Origin of the sequence: Vibrio sp. MA40-2, from assembly GCF_047302445.1 — a bacterium.
Lineage (GTDB): Bacteria > Pseudomonadota > Gammaproteobacteria > Enterobacterales > Vibrionaceae > Vibrio.
Genome location: NZ_CP178627.1, coordinates 86343 through 101709, shown reverse-complemented (window position 1 = coordinate 101709; position 15367 = coordinate 86343). Strand labels below are relative to the sequence as shown.

The window sequence follows — 15367 nt, the reverse complement described above, 5'->3', positions numbered from 1 at the left end:
GTTAATACTAACTTACCGTTACGACTAGATTACCGTTAAAACTAGTTTGCCATTAAACAAGCACGCTTCAACGGATTACTTAAAGAGTTAGTAAGTAATTTACCAGGTCATAATATTCGTCAACGGTTTTAATATCACCAGACTGAACAATATATTTGTTATTAACTACTACACCAGGTACGCCGCGTAATCCAGTAGCAGCAAACTGCTTATCGAATCGTTTCTGCATAGAATCGACCGCAAAGCCATTAAACGCAGCATCAAATTTCTCGCCTGAAACGCCGTTATCTACGAAAACTTGACGCAGTTCTTGCTCATTTTTAGGCGTATTTTTGAAGTCATGGATCTGCTTAAACATTGGCATTACAAGTTTATCATCAACCTTTAATGCCACCATGGTAGCGTATGCTTTCGCCATTGGTACTGCCATGTTACTGCCCATAAATGATACATGTACTTTCTGAACAGGAACATTACTTGGTAACTGATCTTTTAAACCAGCGATAACTGGTTCGAATCCATAACAGTGCGGACAGAAAAACGAGAAAAACTCGGTAACAACCGGCGTAGAAGATTTTTTTGCGTCCAATACTGTGTAATGTTGCCCTTCATTGAATTGCGCTGCGTGAGCCATTACGCTCAATAAAACACTTGATACTAACAATAATAATTTTTTCATTTTTCTTTTGCTCCTAAAATCGTCAATCGATTTCATTTATTTTTGTATATATCGTTGCTGCTTACATACAGACAACGAAAATAAACTCTCTTAGTAAAAATTGACTATGCGTTAACTAGCGCTTTCGTTTACTAACGATGTTTATTTACTAACGATGTTTGCTCACTAGCAATGTCCATTTACCAAGAAATTGCATTTACTAACTATTAATATTTACTGACTATTAATATTTACTGACCATTTATATTTAGTGACAAATCAAGCAATGGGAGGTTTATACAAAGATTGAGAAAAATAATTCGTTTTAATATTCAACTCATCTTCAATAGGGGCTAGAGAATAAGCAGGTAAAACAATTGAACTATGCACGACAGCTGACGGAGGATACAAGGTGCACATTGCAGAACCACAACTATGCGAAGCTGGTTTGGTTTTGATGTCTAATGAAGCGGAAACCATACTCACATCAGCATGGTTTGCGGCGTCAATCGATTTAGAATAAATACCGTGATTCATTTCTGCATCAATAGGACATATATTATAATCACTAAACACTAAAACCACATTAGCGCTCACACTGAAGCTCATCATTAATAATGAAGTAAGCAAAGTGCAAATAACTAGCATGGATTGAGTTCGATAATACATATTAATACTGAAAACAAAAAGTTGCTGTCATAATACATAATCATTTTACAGTGTACAATGGCCAACTATTTTCCTTAGCATTGAAAATCTATGTTTGTTGTGCAAATCTGGTGTTAACCACCACAACCAACCGTTAGCTCATTGGACGATTTATGCACAATGATACGAAGACAACAAATGCATTACCAACTCATATAGATTCTGTTAATCAACATTTATTGCAAACTTGCCGATTTTTCATTCGTTTTTTTCAGTATTCGGATCTGAACGCCTTTACAACATATAGAGCCGATAAAGATGTCGCTCGTTACCAAAGCTGGTCAAACTACACCTTCCAAGATGCCTTGGATCTATTTGATAAAATGGACTATTCATCTTTTGGCCAAATAGGCAGTTGGTACCAACTTGCAATTGAAGATCGTAAATCACACCAGTTGGTTGGTGACCTGGCGCTGCATTTTGTCGACCATGAAAAAATGGAAATCGGTTACACCATTGCTGCTGAAAATCAGAGAACAGGTGTCGCATTTGAAGCAATTTCCGCGTTACTGGATTATCTGTTTTTAACCCTAAATAAACAGAAAATCGTCGCTTTTGTAGATAAGAAAAATATCGCATCCTATCGACTATTAGAAAAATCAGGATTTAAACGAGTCGCCGATCTACAAGCAAATTCATCTGTTCAAGCTGGTTGGGGTGATGAATATTTATACATGAAATTACGTTCTGCCCATTTGCAGTAACCAGCACTCTTTATTTGAATCAACCTAAGCCAAGGCAGTTATGGATCTTTGGACTAGAATGTATTCAACTATCGTTTAAATATTTATTTTTTATAGAGAAAGATCATAAAACCTGTTAGGTTTTCCATACACAGATAAAAGAAACGGTCGTCACATGGAATCACTATTTTCTCAGCTAAAAACCTATTTATCTCAACTGCCTACCTATTTATCCCAATCCAATATAAATTGGGGAACCGACGTCCTACTTATCACCTGTGTTAGCTTTATTGCTTGGCTTGCTTGGCGGGTAATTTATGCTCGACTTGAAGCCATTGCGAGTAAAACCAAAGTTCATTGGGATAACGTCCTCATCCATGCTTTAAAAACACCAATTAGTGTCTTGTTGTGGTCTTGGCCTGCAACGGTGTCTATTGGTTTAGTCATGGAAAACTATATCACTCACTCGCTCGATTGGTTGGCAACATTAAAGACGCTATTGATTATATCGATTTTTATTTGGATCGTACTTAGATTAATCCACAACGTAGAAGAACACGTCCTACAACAAAAAAACCGCGACGAAACCACTGTTCAAGCCATTGCAAAAGTTGCCCGACTGCTTTTCATTGTTATGGGTACCTTGTCAATAATGCAGACGTTGGGCTTAAGCCTTTCTGGCTTGCTAACATTTGGTGGGGTCGGTGGTTTAATCGTTGGTTTGGCCGCTAAGGATTTATTGTCTAACTTTTTTGGTGGCATGATGATTTACTTTGATCGCCCATTTAAAGTGGGCGATTGGATACGTTCACCAGACAGGGAAATAGAAGGAACTGTAGAGCGAATCGGCTGGAGAATGACCATCATTCGAACCTTCGACAAAAGACCATTATATGTCCCCAATTCTATATTCAGCAATATCGTGGTAGAAAACCCATCCCGCATGTTAAACCGACGTATCTACGAAACGATCGGGCTTAGATATCAAGACGCACACAAAGTCGACGACATTATTAAAGATGTCAAAATAATGCTTCAGAATCATCCCGATCTGGATATGTCCCAAACCCTAATTGTAAACTTTAATTCTTTTGGCCCATCCTCGTTAGATTTTTTCTTATACTCTTTTACCAAAACGGTTAACTGGGTGCGTTTTCATGAAGTAAAACAAGACGTGTTATTAAAAGTTATGGAGATTATTCATAAACACGATGCCGATGTCGCCTTCCCAACTCAAACATTGAAAGTGGAGCAGTCTACGCCACCCAATGGCTTTCCGTTGTCGACTGTTGGACAATAACAATACGCATTAAAATTATTAGATTGCCATTGTTTGAAGCAGCGCTCAAATAACATTATGCTGTTATTGCAAAATATGTGTTTGTTGAAAAATGAGCTTGATTATAAGTGAGATAGCTTCAGTCACATTGGACACGAACCTAATATGGAAAAGAGAATTAACTGGGGTATTATCGCTCCAGGAAGAATAGCGCATCGTTTTGCGCAAAGTTTTTCAGCTATTGAAGATGGAAACTTGTTTGCCGTCGCAAGCAGAAACACCGAGCGAGCTGAGAGCTTCGCTCAACAATACGATATAGATTGTGTTATGGATAGCTATGAAGAGTTAATTCAGCATCCAGATATTGATGTCATCTATATTGCCAATCCGCATCGTTATCACCATGAAACTGTTAAACAGTGCTTAATGGCTGGAAAAGCGGTGCTTTGTGAAAAACCTTTAACGGTTACTGCACAACAAAGCATAGAACTATTTGAGTTAGCCAGAACGCAACAAGTCTTTCTTATGGAGGCGGTTTGGAGTCGATTTTTACCATGTTGGATTCAGGTGAAGCAGTGGTTAAATGAAGGTTTAATTGGTGATATTCAATTATTACGCTCCAGTTTTGGCTTTCAACCAACCAAAGATTCAACCGATCGGTTATTTGATCTAAACCTAGCGGGCGGGGCTTTATTAGATACCGGCATCTACAATATTGCCTTGTCTGAATTTGTGTTGGGTAGGCAGCCTGATAATATTCAATCTGCTGTTTTAATTGGAGAAACAGGGGTAGATGAACGCTGTAGTGTTACCATGGATTATGGCGAGGTCACGAGTCAATTCACCTGCACCTTTTTAAGTTGTTTAGATAATGAGTTTCATATTGTAGGCGAAAAAGGGACCATTATTGTTGCGGGTAATTTTTGGGATGCAAAAAAAGCAACATTGAAGACCAACGTTGGCGAAGTATTAGTATGCGACAAACCTCATCGCGCTAGTGGTTTTGAATATCAAGTTGAAGAAGTTCATCGGTGCCTCAAAAATGAACAATTATTTTCTACCAATATGACGCCAGAAGTTACCATTGCAAATATGCAAATAATGGATCAAATTTTACATGAAGCAGGGATTGTATTCCCGTTTGTAGAAAGAGATTTATCCGCTATTTGTGAGTGAATAAAATACATGTGAATAAACGCAAAAATCAAAGGGCATATTCGCCCTTTGATTTAGAGTGTTAATTTAAACCATAAATAACGTTTTGCTTATTTGGCTTTTCGACGCGCTTCTACTGCATCCGCTAATTGACGTAACACCGCTTCGGTGTCATCCCAACCAATACAAGCATCCGTGATAGATTGACCATAACAAGCCGCTTTTCCATCAACCAAATCTTGTCGACCTTCTACCAAATGAGATTCAATCATTACACCAAAAATAGCCTCTTCGCCATTAGCCATTTGCTGGGCAATATCTTCCGCAACCACCATCTGACGTTGGAACTGTTTAGAACTATTCGCGTGACTAAAATCAATCATCACTTTTTGTGGCAACTTAGACACTTCTAATTGAGACTTTATAGCCGAAACATGTTCCGCACTATAGTTTGGCTCTTTACCGCCACGCAAGATAATATGACAATCAGGGTTCCCTGCCGTTTCTACAATTGCAGAATGGCCATATTTGGTTACTGATAAGAAATGATGCGATGCTTCTGCGCTGCGAATAGCATCCGTAGCAATCTTAATATTACCGTCTGTTCCGTTTTTAAAACCAACAGGACATGAAAGACCGGATGATAACTCACGGTGAACTTGAGATTCTGTCGTTCTTGCTCCAATCGCTCCCCAACTGATAAGGTCGGCAATATATTGCGGAGTGATCATATCTAAAAACTCACTCGCAGTTGGAATACCCATATCAGTCAGATCTAAAAGAAGCTTACGCGCAATTCTTACGCCATCATTCAACTTATAGGTATCATTCAAATAAGGGTCGTTAATCAGACCTTTCCAACCCACCGTGGTACGTGGTTTTTCGAAATACACACGCATGACAATTTCTAGGCGATCACCAAGTTCATCGCGCAGTACTTTCAGTTTTTTCGCGTACTCTACTGCGGCTTCCGTATCATGAATCGAACACGGACCAATCACCACCAACAAGCGGTCATCTTTATCATGTAATATATTGGATATCGCTTTGCGAGCTTTATAGGTTGTCGAAGCGGCTGTTTCAGTCGCTGGGAATTTTTCTAGTACAGCTACAGGGGGAAGTAATTCTTTTACTTTATTAATTCTTACGTCGTCAGTTTGATGCATTGCTACTACTCGTCCTATGTTTTCTTATAATAAGGCTTATCTCATTCTCTAAGCGGTAACTTATCGGCTAAAAAAGATAACTTCAAGCACTTTTTAAAACAAATTTCAATATCAGACTATAATTTACACTTTACACGAGATGTAAATTAAATTTTACATCCTTTTGAGGACGAAAAAACAACGTATTTTTCGGCCAAAACTGCACAGTTGCCTTCGCGTATCGCCTTTATAATCGATAACTTCAGCTCAATGTTAATAGTTCAAGTTAAATCAACGCTAGTGCCACATAACCAAAATAGCGGCAATGGCTACCATCACAAGCGCGACGATATCCTTGCGTTTTACACTTTCTTTTAACCAAAAAAATGAGATTAACATGGTAAAGAAAACCTCTACTTGTCCCAAGGTTTTCACATAAGGTACCGCTTGCAATGACATTGCACTAAACCAACCAAATGACCCAATAACACTGGCTATGCTCGTCGCTATTACCAATTTAGGTTTAGCAAACATTCTTATTAAAGTTACTCGATCTTTTACATACAAGTAGCTAGACAACATAACGGTTTGTAACGAGATAACTAAGAAAAGAACCCACGCGGCTCGATGCGGAAAAGGTAACGAAAGACTCAAGCTGGCTTCTCTAACCCACAGTGAGGTCAAAGCAAAACTAGTACTGCAAGCAAGGCCAAGCAAGGCCGTCTTTAAAGATATGCTACGGAAACCTTGTGGACAACTTAACATCAGCACGGCAAACGCTCCAATCGCAACCCCTACCCAGCCAATTAAAGTAATTGAGGTGCCAAAAAAAGTGACCCCAAGCAATGCTGCAACAGGTGCTTCACTTTTTGCTAAGCCGGCGCCAATAGCAAAATTTTTCTGTTTAAAAAGAACCACCATTAACGCAGTAGCGACAATTTGCATAACCGAAGCTGCCACGATAAAGAAATAGGACGATCCACTGAAACTTGGTAGGTCGACGGCTGGTTGCCACCAATAAATTGCAATAAGGTAAAGTAAAGCAAGCGGGCTTGCCCACAAAAATCGTGCTAGCGTTACACCTAAAACGTTAAAATCGGCACTAAGCTTACTTTGAAAAGCGTTGCGCCACGATTGACTAAACGCAGCGAGTAACGTTAATAATATCCAAGTCACGGTGGTAATTACCCAATAAAATAGTCTGCCCATGTTAAGGCATAAGGCTAATTAAGTCATTAGGTTAAAGCAGAATGATAGCTAAATAGAAAATTATTCTAATTGGTGGATATATTCCACTACTACTTCATTGCCTTCAATATAAGCTCGCTGAATTTCACCATCCACCGTCACTTTTGTCTTCAAGTAAGCTTGTTGGGGGGCATGCCCTGCTCGTCGTAAAGAAGATATCGCATCTTTAGGTTCAATATGTAAGATTTGGCAAAATTGATTGATAAAATTCATTGTCAAAGGGGCATCACCACGTAACAGTTCTGAGAATTCTTTTTGATTCAATCCAAGCCGTTTTACGACTTCCATTTGCATCAATCTCATCGTAGCTTTTTTTGACATCCAAACTTGGTTAAGTTCAGCCCTATCTTGTTCAGTAAATTTCACATTCATTCCTCGTATGTATTCAACGCAAATGACTATGCCTATTGATATATCAAACGTGTCAAATTTAAGTGAAATTTTACTCTAAAAGCCATTTTTTATAAAAAATAGCGACTAATCAACCTATTCTACTTATTCAGCTTATTCAGCTTATTCAGCCAACCATTCTGCTTCTACCACGGTTTGACCTGCACATTTAATCCGCCCAGTAAATAAATCGCCTTGATACACTACGCCCACTCCGGCCGGAGTTCCGGTCATCACAATGTCATTATTCTTCAATGTAGTGTAACTGCTGAGTTCAGATAAGATCATTCTTGGAGAATATAACATTTGGCCAACGTGACCACTTTGAATTCGCACACCATTTATAAACAGCTCGATACTAAGGTCGTTAATATCCACTCCATCTAAAGGCACAAAGCGACTAAGAACCACCGAACCATCAAAGGCTTTGGCTCGTTCCCATGGTAAACCTTTGCTTTTTAACCGGCTTTGCAACTCTCTTTTTGTCAGATCTAATCCAAAACCGATTGCCGCTAGTTTCTTGCGTTTAACTAAAAAGCAAATTTCAGCTTCATAGTGCAACGGCTCTTGATGAAAGGATGAAAGATGCTTAGAAATAGACGAATTAGGTTTATTAAACACCACCATCTCATCAGGTATCGCATTATTTAACTCGTTAATATGGTCAATATAGTTTCTACCAACACAGAGTATCTTGCTTGGTTTCACTTTTTTGTTACCTAGTACCACGGTATTCATTTTAAAATCCTTTTTATAATGTTGGCACAACCGCTAAATTACCTAAATATAGGCTAGTGGCAAGCAAGTATGAATTACGTTGACAGTTTTGCTAGCAACTTTTCACACAATCGTTTCAACTCGATTAGCTCTTCTACATCCATATTAAGTTTACACATCATACCATTAGGGACAGCCAGCGCCTGATTTTTTAGCTCAGTGCCTTGTTTGGTTAACGTCAGCATTCTCACTCTTTCATCTTCTAGTCCTCTTGTCCTGCTGACTAACCCTTTACCTTCTAATCGTTTTAATAACGGCGTTAATGTTCCAGAATCAAGATATAACCTGGCGCCTAATTCTTTCACATTTATCCCATTGGTTTGCCATAGAACCATCATCACAAGATATTGCGAATAAGTAAGATCAATTTCAGTTAACAAAGGTCGATAAGCTCGTACTATCGCATTCGCTGCGCTATATAAAGGAAAACAGACCTGATTATCCAACTCAAGTAGGCGATCAGTTTGAACGGTATTGCATGATGTCATAACATCCTCCAAATAAATATTGTGCGCAATATACTTGCAATCGTGCATAAATTCGATTTATACTTTACCACAACTTAATTGTGCACAATTTATTTAGTAAGGAAATTATCATGACAACATTATATAAAACTCGAGCAACCGCATTAGCCGGCCGAAATGGTAAAGTGGCAACTGACGACGGCTTACTAGAAGTAAACTTAAGTTACCCTAAAGAAATGGGCGGTTCTGGCACCGCAACTAACCCAGAACAATTATTTGCCGCAGGTTATTCAGCTTGTTTCTCAAACGCGATTTTACATGTTGCCCGCGAAGCCAAAATTAACATTGATCAAGCGCCTGTTACTGCAGAAGTAGGCATTGGACCCAATGCAGAAGGTGGGTTTGCTTTAACCGTAAGCTTGGCAGTAACACTGGATTTACCTCAACAAAACGCACTAGAAGTTGTACGCATGGCACATAAAGTATGCCCGTATTCAAACGCAACTCGTAACAATATTGATGTAAGTGTTACGGTTAATGACGAAGCTATCTAAGCCTTTCAAGTACCACTTAATCACCCTGTCAGCCTATCTATTTTCTGACCTAAGGATTAAGAAAAGCAGTGATAAATAAGCCTGATATTTCAGGCTTATTTATTCAATCTAGAACGTGTTTTTAGGTAACGTAATTAGAAGCTAGAGGTACTCACAAAGATAAGCGGTTTCTTGCTCGACTTTTACATCAAAAGATGAATCGCCGATAACATCAAAAGCTTGTCCAGCGACAAAAGTCAGCCACTCGCTATCATCCACTCTTTTTATTGTTAGCGCGCCTTTGATAACCGTCATTTTCTCTGGCGCACCCGTACCGAAAGTATACTCACCAACCGCCATAACACCAACACTGCTATCGCCATCATTTTGCGTAAAACCTAACGATTTAACGCCGCCATCAAAATACGTATTTTCCTTAATCATATTACCTCCTCGTTAATTGAATAAATCTGTTTTCTCGCTTGTTTGCTTTACGTTACTCGCCCGTTTACTTTACATTAATAGCGCTAAGTTGATTGGCTTTGAGCAAATCAACTTAGTGAATCGGTTTATCCGAATCTTTAAATTGCCCAAAAAAATGTTCTAATACCTCAGGGGTTAATTTCCCTTCTGCTTCAAGCTTTTTCAGTTCATCGACTACGGCTTTTTGTTCTTCAAGTGAAGGAAGTTTCACTTCTTCTTCATCCGCCACTTCTAACGCCATATTTTCCAGTTCTTTTTCAAAATCGCTCATTGCTATTCCACTTGATGGTAATGTATTAATAATTAATTTATCGATAGTAATCTAATGACAAGAAGTCTACCTATTTCCGGTGGCTGATTCTAGAAAAACTCATCCTGGTAATATTATTTTTGCAATTCACCACTTGTGTTTGAATCAGTTAACCGCATATTGAGCTTAGAGGTTGACGCGGTTACTGCTGGTTTATTGAGCAATTAAACCTTGCAACGGGAACTTATTCGAATTTATAGCGACAAAGCATAAACAAAGTAGGAGATATGTCGTCAATGTATTCAGAAACATTTCAAAAATTACAGCAATATCTAGAGTCTCAAGTTATTGGCCAATCAGAACTTGTGCAACAACTTTTGATTGCACTGTTGGCTGATGGTCATATTTTAGTTGAAGGACCTCCGGGTATCGCTAAAACCCGAGCCGTTCAAAAACTATCTGATTGCATTGAAGGGGATTTTCATCGTATTCAATTTACCCCTGATTTACTTCCGGCAGATTTAACTGGTACCGATATTTTTAGACCTGAAACCGGTGAGTTTACTTTTCAACCCGGACCGATATTTAATTCATTAGTATTAGCGGATGAAATAAATAGAGCGCCAGCCAAGGTCCAAGCTGCAATGCTTGAAGCGATGGCAGAAAAACAAATTTCAGCAGGTAGAAAGACCTACCCTTTACCGCAATTATTTTTGGTTATGGCGACTCAAAACCCTATTGAGCAAGAAGGGACATACCCGTTACCAGAAGCGCAACTTGACAGGTTTTTAATTCATTTGGATGTTAAATATCCAGATGCTGAAAGCGAACTAGAAATACTTCGGCTCAACCGAGGCGAAGTATTAGGAACTAATCAGATTGAAAAAGCGTTAGTTAGCCAACAAGATATTTTTCAAGCAAGAAAAGAGGTCATGTCAGTGCATATGGCTGACACAATTGAACAATATATTGTGCGGTTGATTGTGGCGACACGTCATCCGGAAAATTATAGTCAACAACTAACAGAGTGGTTAGAAATGGGCGTAAGCCCAAGAGCCACGATTGCCTTAGATAGATGCGCTCGTGCACGTGCTTGGTTACAAGGTAGAGATTACGTCACACCAGAAGATGTACAAAAAATGGCCTTCCCCACCTTGAGGCATAGATTACTGTTAAGCTATTCGGCTCAAGCTCAAGGTATTCACCCAAACCAAGTGATACAACATTTGCTTTCTATGGTAGCCAGTGCTTAGCGAATGTGAATACTAGCCAATAAAAAAATGAATATACGTTAACGTAATTCGACAAGAACGAATGAGTGAGTAACCGGTGTTTGTAAAAGAGAAAACATTTACATCTGAACTGCCTGAAGGAGCGAATGGAGTAACGCTATCACTGAGTGAGTTACTGCATTATAAAAGCCAAACTGTGCGCTGGCTTCCTCCTGCCAAAAGCTTATGGTCACAGCTTAATGGTCAACATATCAGTGCTCAAAAAGGGCGCGGTATGAATTTCTCTGAAGTCAGACAATATCAAGCGGGAGACGACATTCGATCAATAGATTGGCGAGTTACGGCGCGAACCGGAAAAACACACACCAAGTTATTTACAGAAGAAAGAGAACAGCCCGTGATGCTGTACTTAGATTTTTGCAAGTCGATGCGCTTCGGTTCACAAATGATGCTCAAATCAGTGCAAATGGCTCATATGGCTAGTTTGATTAGCTGGTTAGCTATAGATAAAAAAGATCGCGTCGGCGCAATTTTAGATTCAGGAACAGAGTTATTTGATATAAAACCGACATCGCGTAACAAGGGACCACTGCAACTATTTAATCAACTTACTCAGATGCACAATCAAGCCCTCACTGATGATATTGGTGAGGAAAAACCGTTATCAGACGGTCTCACTGCTTTACATAGACTGTGCCCAAAAGGAAGTGACATTATTATCTGTAGTGATTTTACCCGACTAAATCATACGCATGACAAAATACGTTTGTCACGCCTACGTCAACACAACAGAGTGAGTTTAGTTCAATTTTATGATCCGTTAGAACTTGGTCAAACGCATTATCGTGGAGTAGAAAAAGTCACTAACGGCCAGCAATCTTTGTGGTTAAATTTTGCAACCAAAAATAACCGCCAACAGCTAAAAAATGCATTTAAATCAGAGCAGAATAAACTTACCTCCTTGTGTAACTCACTTGCTATACCGTATTATTCGATATCTTGTGCTCAACCTCTTGTCTCTCAAATTACCGGAACGACAAAATGACGGATAATACCGCTAGTAATTCAACCACCGACCTTGGACTTTCATTAGAAGCCATTCATTTACCACCAACACCAGATTTCTGGCCATTACAGTGGGGCTGGTGGACACTTTTGACTGGCATTATTGTTACGTTATTGGTCATTATCTTTTTGTTCAAGTGGCGTAAACGTAGGCTTAGAGCGAAAAAAGCGGCTCTCGCGCTACTGCAATTAGAAAAGCAAAGTATTACGCCTTCTGGTGCGATGGAAATCGTTCGCCAAGCGGTTCTCAGTTATTACCCAAGAAATCGAGTGGCTAATCTTTCTGGTCAGGAGTGGTTGTCATTTCTTGACTCGCAAGTCGCTAACCCGATTTTTTCTGACAATGAACAAGAATGGTTAGTATCTCTTTATCAGAAGTCGGCAAACACCGACACGGAAAAATTGGTTTCACAGTGTGAAACATGGTTAATCACCGCACTACCGCCAAAAAAAGGAGGCCGCGAGTAACATTATGATTTGGGGTGACTTTATGCTTTTGCAAAACATAGAATTTGTCTGGTGGGGAGTGTTTCTTCTCTTACCCCTACCCGTCTTAATTTATCGATTTGCTCCTGCTGTAAAAGAGCACCAAGCCATAACATTAGCTTACCTGCCGAACGGCAGTCAGACCACTGCGCCATCCAATGTCACGAGCAAACTAGCAGTATCGTTAATTTGGCTCTGTTTGGTGGTAGCAAGTGCTCGGCCAGTTTGGTTTGGCGAACCGATACAAAGCCAACCTAAGCATCGGGATATGATGTTAGTAGTCGATTTATCCGGTTCTATGGATATTGAAGACATGGCGTTTGAAGGAAAGTATTTCGATAGATTAACCACGGTAAAACGGGTATTAACGGATTTTATTAATAAACGCGAAGGCGACCGTTTAGGGTTAATCCTGTTTGCCGATCACGCCTATCTGCAAACACCTTTAACGTTAGATCGAACGACAATAAAAACACAAATAAACCAAGCGGTACTTGGGCTGGTTGGCAATAAAACCGCTATTGGAGAAGGGTTAGGCTTAGCAACCAAAACTCTAATTGATAGTGATGCTCCTCAACGAGTTATGATTTTGCTAAGTGATGGTACAAATACTGCTGGCGTTTTAGACCCTTTAAAAGCGGCAGAAATAGCCAAAAAATATCAAGCCACTATATATACGGTAGGAATTGGTGCCGGAGAAATGATGGTGAAAGATTTTTTTGTCAGTCGCAAAGTCGATACTGCCAAAGATCTGGATGAAGCAACGCTAAGCAAGATTGCTCAAATGACAGGAGGCCAGTATTTTCGCGCTCGTAACGAACAGGATTTGCAAAATATTTACCAAACCATTAACGAGTTAGAACCGGTTTCAGGTGAACAACAAACATGGCGACCGCAAACAGAATGGTTTGGTTACCCATTAAGTGTGGCGTTTTTATTATCATTAATTTTGATTATGTTGAGAAAAGTCCGTGTCTGATTTTGAATTGTTAACTCCTATTTGGCTCTTGGCATTACTTCCTGTCTTTGCGGTAATTTTTTGGTTGACTAAAAGTCAGTCATCGTCAGGGTTAATTTCTACACATATCGCTAGTAAACTAGGCTTAGCTCAAACAAAAAGCCACAAATCTGCTGTTATTCTGCTAACGCTATCATGGACAGTCGCTGTTGTTGCGTTATCTGGACCAAGTTTAGAAAAAACCGCAAGGCCTATCTATGAAACAGCTAGTGCGCGCATATTGATACTAGATATGTCCCGCTCAATTTATTCGCAAGATATTAAACCTAGTCGCCTAACCCAAATAAAATATAAAGCGTTAGATCTACTGCCCTATTGGTCAGAAGGTAATACCGGTTTAATAGCGTATGCTGGCGACGCTTATACAATTAGCCCACTAACCTCTGACTCGGCAACATTAGCCAATTTAATCAGTAATTTATCACCTGAAATCATGCCTTATCAAGGCGCAAATGCAGCCAAAGCAGTGGAACTTGCGATAAACAATCTGCAACAGGCTGGCCACAAAAAAGGCGATATTGTATTAATAGCCGATGACCTCGATAATCAAGAATTAAGCGAAATAAGCGAGTTATTAGCCAACAAGAATTGGACGCTTTCGATACTTGCAGTAGGCAGTGAAGTTGGCGCACCGATTCCGTTAACAGATGGCAGCTTGTTAACCAACAGTATTGGCAGCACAGTGATAGCGAAAACCAATATGCGTAACATGCAACAAGCCAGTAGAATCACTTTCGGCGCTTTCGCACCCGTGCAAACTGACAGCTCCGACGTTGAATTAATTGCCCAGAAAACAACTAAACACGATCTATCCGCTAAAAAATCGGGCCAACAGCAGATAGAAGAACCGGCCAACAATGGCTACTGGTTGTGCTTATTTTTGCTTATTCCAGGCTTATTACTGTTTAGAAAAGGCATCGTTTTCGTCTTTCTAGCCAGCACAATAACGCTATCTGGCCTTAAACCTGTCGAAGCCTCTGCTTGGTTAAACAATGATCAACAAGCCTTGCAAAGTTTCAACTCGAAGGATTATCAGCAAGCACTAGAACAATTTGATGACCCACGTTGGAAAGCGGCTGCCGCTTATGAAGCTGGTGATTACCAGCAAGTGATTGAATGGTTACAAGATCAACAAGATTTAGATTCTCAATACAATTTAGCCAACGCTTACGCTCAATCTGGACAGTTTGACAAAGCGATAGAAGGTTATGAGAAAGTGTTAGCCTCGGATGCTAATTTCATCGATGCTAAAACAAATTTAGATAAGGTTAAGCAGCAACAGCAACAGCAACAGCAACAGCAACAGCAACAGCAACAGCAACAGCAACAGCAACAGCAACAAGATAAGAACTCATCGTCACAGAGTCAACCATCTTCAGAGCAAAGCGATAACCAACAAGATCAAGCAGATAAGCCAAGTTCTCAGGAATCTCAAGAATCTCAAGAATCTCAAGAATCTCAAGAATCTCAAGAATCTCAAGAATCTCAAAATAAATCCGGACAACAGCAACAAGCAAGTACAAGTGATGAGCAACAAGCCAACAATACGAATAACGATGATGGACAAACACAGCCATCCGAGTCAGACAAGCGCTCCGAAACAGAACAAGAACCTTTATCAGACAAACAAGTTGCCGTAGACAAGGATAACAGCCAGTCTGTTGATCCAGAATTACGCAAACTTGAACAGGTCGAGAATGCTCGTGACCCAAGCCATTTGATTCGCGCTCAAATGTTATTACAAGCGCGAGAAAAACAAACACCACAAGATACAAGTAAGAGTTGGTAAC

18 protein-coding genes are annotated in these 15367 nt (G+C 39.7%); 9 read left to right on the top strand and 9 right to left on the bottom strand.

Annotated features, from left to right (window positions below):
• Window positions 1-79: 79 nt before the first annotated feature.
• Both ACLKML_RS00315 and ACLKML_RS00310 read right to left on the bottom strand, forming a co-directional pair.
• Window positions 80-679 (bottom strand): thiol:disulfide interchange protein DsbA/DsbL, encoded by a 600-nt coding sequence (locus ACLKML_RS00315; RefSeq protein WP_413283109.1) that lies wholly within the window; start codon window positions 677-679, stop codon window positions 80-82.
• Between the two features lie 258 nt (window positions 680-937).
• Window positions 938-1306, bottom strand: a complete 369-nt coding sequence (locus tag ACLKML_RS00310; protein WP_413283108.1) for a hypothetical protein — start codon at window positions 1304-1306, stop codon at window positions 938-940.
• A 173-nt stretch (window positions 1307-1479) separates the two neighbouring features.
• On the opposite strand from ACLKML_RS00310, the gene ACLKML_RS00305 reads away from it, so the two are divergent.
• From ACLKML_RS00305 to ACLKML_RS00295, 3 genes are all read left to right on the top strand, one after another.
• Window positions 1480-2070 (top strand): GNAT family N-acetyltransferase, encoded by a 591-nt coding sequence (locus tag ACLKML_RS00305; RefSeq protein ID WP_413283107.1) that lies wholly within the window; start codon window positions 1480-1482, stop codon window positions 2068-2070.
• 154 nt (window positions 2071-2224) lie between these two features.
• Window positions 2225-3349 (top strand): mechanosensitive ion channel family protein, encoded by a 1125-nt coding sequence (locus ACLKML_RS00300; protein WP_413283106.1) that lies wholly within the window; start codon window positions 2225-2227, stop codon window positions 3347-3349.
• Window positions 3350-3493: 144 nt separating this feature from the next.
• Window positions 3494-4504 carry a Gfo/Idh/MocA family protein gene (locus tag ACLKML_RS00295; protein ID WP_413283105.1) on the top strand — a complete coding sequence of 337 codons (1011 nt, stop codon included), beginning with the start codon at window positions 3494-3496 and terminating at the stop codon, window positions 4502-4504.
• An 89-nt stretch (window positions 4505-4593) separates the two neighbouring features.
• On the opposite strand, the gene aroG is transcribed toward ACLKML_RS00295, so the two are convergent.
• From aroG to ACLKML_RS00270, 5 genes are all read right to left on the bottom strand, one after another.
• Window positions 4594-5649, bottom strand: a complete 1056-nt coding sequence (aroG, locus tag ACLKML_RS00290; RefSeq protein WP_413283104.1) for a 3-deoxy-7-phosphoheptulonate synthase AroG — start codon at window positions 5647-5649, stop codon at window positions 4594-4596.
• Window positions 5650-5925: 276 nt separating this feature from the next.
• Complete coding sequence (locus ACLKML_RS00285; RefSeq protein WP_413283103.1) at window positions 5926-6804, bottom strand: multidrug transporter; 879 nt, start codon at window positions 6802-6804, stop codon at window positions 5926-5928.
• Window positions 6805-6897: 93 nt separating this feature from the next.
• Complete coding sequence (locus ACLKML_RS00280) at window positions 6898-7242, bottom strand: XRE family transcriptional regulator (RefSeq protein WP_413283102.1); 345 nt, start codon at window positions 7240-7242, stop codon at window positions 6898-6900.
• 147 nt (window positions 7243-7389) lie between these two features.
• Entirely contained in the window at window positions 7390-8004 is a 615-nt protein-coding gene (locus ACLKML_RS00275; protein ID WP_413283101.1) for a fumarylacetoacetate hydrolase family protein, read from the bottom strand.
• 74 nt (window positions 8005-8078) lie between these two features.
• On the bottom strand, window positions 8079-8531 hold the full coding sequence (locus ACLKML_RS00270; RefSeq protein ID WP_413283100.1) for a MarR family winged helix-turn-helix transcriptional regulator: 453 nt from the start codon (window positions 8529-8531) through the stop codon (window positions 8079-8081).
• A gap of 110 nt (window positions 8532-8641) precedes the next feature.
• Here ACLKML_RS00270 and ACLKML_RS00265 point away from each other — a divergent pair, with 110 nt between their 5' ends.
• A complete protein-coding gene (locus tag ACLKML_RS00265; protein ID WP_413283099.1) occupies window positions 8642-9064 on the top strand; it encodes an organic hydroperoxide resistance protein in 423 nt (140 codons plus the stop codon).
• A 141-nt stretch (window positions 9065-9205) separates the two neighbouring features.
• Here ACLKML_RS00265 and ACLKML_RS00260 read toward each other — a convergent pair whose 3' ends face one another.
• Both ACLKML_RS00260 and ACLKML_RS00255 read right to left on the bottom strand, forming a co-directional pair.
• Window positions 9206-9487, bottom strand: coding sequence for a pyrimidine/purine nucleoside phosphorylase (locus ACLKML_RS00260; RefSeq protein ID WP_413283098.1), 282 nt, complete (start codon window positions 9485-9487; stop codon window positions 9206-9208).
• 112 nt (window positions 9488-9599) lie between these two features.
• Window positions 9600-9797 carry a restriction endonuclease subunit S gene (locus ACLKML_RS00255; protein WP_413283097.1) on the bottom strand — a complete coding sequence of 66 codons (198 nt, stop codon included), beginning with the start codon at window positions 9795-9797 and terminating at the stop codon, window positions 9600-9602.
• A 275-nt stretch (window positions 9798-10072) separates the two neighbouring features.
• Between ACLKML_RS00255 and ACLKML_RS00250 the strand changes: the two genes are divergently transcribed.
• From ACLKML_RS00250 to ACLKML_RS00230, 5 genes are all read left to right on the top strand, one after another.
• Entirely contained in the window at window positions 10073-11029 is a 957-nt protein-coding gene (locus tag ACLKML_RS00250) for an AAA family ATPase (protein ID WP_413283096.1), read from the top strand.
• Window positions 11030-11105: 76 nt separating this feature from the next.
• Window positions 11106-12053 (top strand): DUF58 domain-containing protein, encoded by a 948-nt coding sequence (locus ACLKML_RS00245; RefSeq protein ID WP_413283095.1) that lies wholly within the window; start codon window positions 11106-11108, stop codon window positions 12051-12053.
• A complete protein-coding gene (locus ACLKML_RS00240) occupies window positions 12050-12541 on the top strand; it encodes a DUF4381 domain-containing protein (RefSeq protein ID WP_413283094.1) in 492 nt (163 codons plus the stop codon). The genes ACLKML_RS00245 and ACLKML_RS00240 overlap by 4 nt, the downstream gene beginning before the upstream one ends.
• Window positions 12542-12563: 22 nt before the next feature.
• The gene (locus ACLKML_RS00235) at window positions 12564-13538 is read left to right on the top strand and encodes a vWA domain-containing protein (RefSeq protein ID WP_413283093.1); all 975 of its coding nucleotides are present in this window, start codon (window positions 12564-12566) and stop codon (window positions 13536-13538) included.
• Window positions 13531-15366 (top strand): VWA domain-containing protein, encoded by a 1836-nt coding sequence (locus tag ACLKML_RS00230; RefSeq protein ID WP_413283092.1) that lies wholly within the window; start codon window positions 13531-13533, stop codon window positions 15364-15366. The genes ACLKML_RS00235 and ACLKML_RS00230 overlap by 8 nt, the downstream gene beginning before the upstream one ends.
• The last annotated feature ends 1 nt before the right edge of the window (window position 15367 follow it).

Bases quoted from the DNA above. Each gene is read 5' to 3' on its own strand.
- ACLKML_RS00315 (WP_413283109.1), bottom strand. From the start codon at position 679: ATGAAAAAATTATTATTGTTAGTATCAAGTGTTTTATTGAGCGTAATG.
- ACLKML_RS00310 (WP_413283108.1), bottom strand. From the start codon at position 1,306: ATGCTAGTTATTTGCACTTTGCTTACTTCATTATTAATGATGAGCTTC.
- ACLKML_RS00305 (WP_413283107.1), top strand. From the start codon at position 1,480: ATGCACAATGATACGAAGACAACAAATGCATTACCAACTCATATAGAT.
- ACLKML_RS00300 (WP_413283106.1), top strand. From the start codon at position 2,225: ATGGAATCACTATTTTCTCAGCTAAAAACCTATTTATCTCAACTGCCT.
- ACLKML_RS00295 (WP_413283105.1), top strand. From the start codon at position 3,494: ATGGAAAAGAGAATTAACTGGGGTATTATCGCTCCAGGAAGAATAGCG.
- aroG (WP_413283104.1), bottom strand. From the start codon at position 5,649: ATGCATCAAACTGACGACGTAAGAATTAATAAAGTAAAAGAATTACTT.
- ACLKML_RS00275 (WP_413283101.1), bottom strand. From the start codon at position 8,004: ATGAATACCGTGGTACTAGGTAACAAAAAAGTGAAACCAAGCAAGATA.
- ACLKML_RS00270 (WP_413283100.1), bottom strand. From the start codon at position 8,531: ATGACATCATGCAATACCGTTCAAACTGATCGCCTACTTGAGTTGGAT.
- ACLKML_RS00265 (WP_413283099.1), top strand. From the start codon at position 8,642: ATGACAACATTATATAAAACTCGAGCAACCGCATTAGCCGGCCGAAAT.
- ACLKML_RS00260 (WP_413283098.1), bottom strand. From the start codon at position 9,487: ATGATTAAGGAAAATACGTATTTTGATGGCGGCGTTAAATCGTTAGGT.
- ACLKML_RS00255 (WP_413283097.1), bottom strand. From the start codon at position 9,797: ATGAGCGATTTTGAAAAAGAACTGGAAAATATGGCGTTAGAAGTGGCG.
- ACLKML_RS00250 (WP_413283096.1), top strand. From the start codon at position 10,073: ATGTATTCAGAAACATTTCAAAAATTACAGCAATATCTAGAGTCTCAA.
- ACLKML_RS00240 (WP_413283094.1), top strand. From the start codon at position 12,050: ATGACGGATAATACCGCTAGTAATTCAACCACCGACCTTGGACTTTCA.
- ACLKML_RS00235 (WP_413283093.1), top strand. From the start codon at position 12,564: ATGCTTTTGCAAAACATAGAATTTGTCTGGTGGGGAGTGTTTCTTCTC.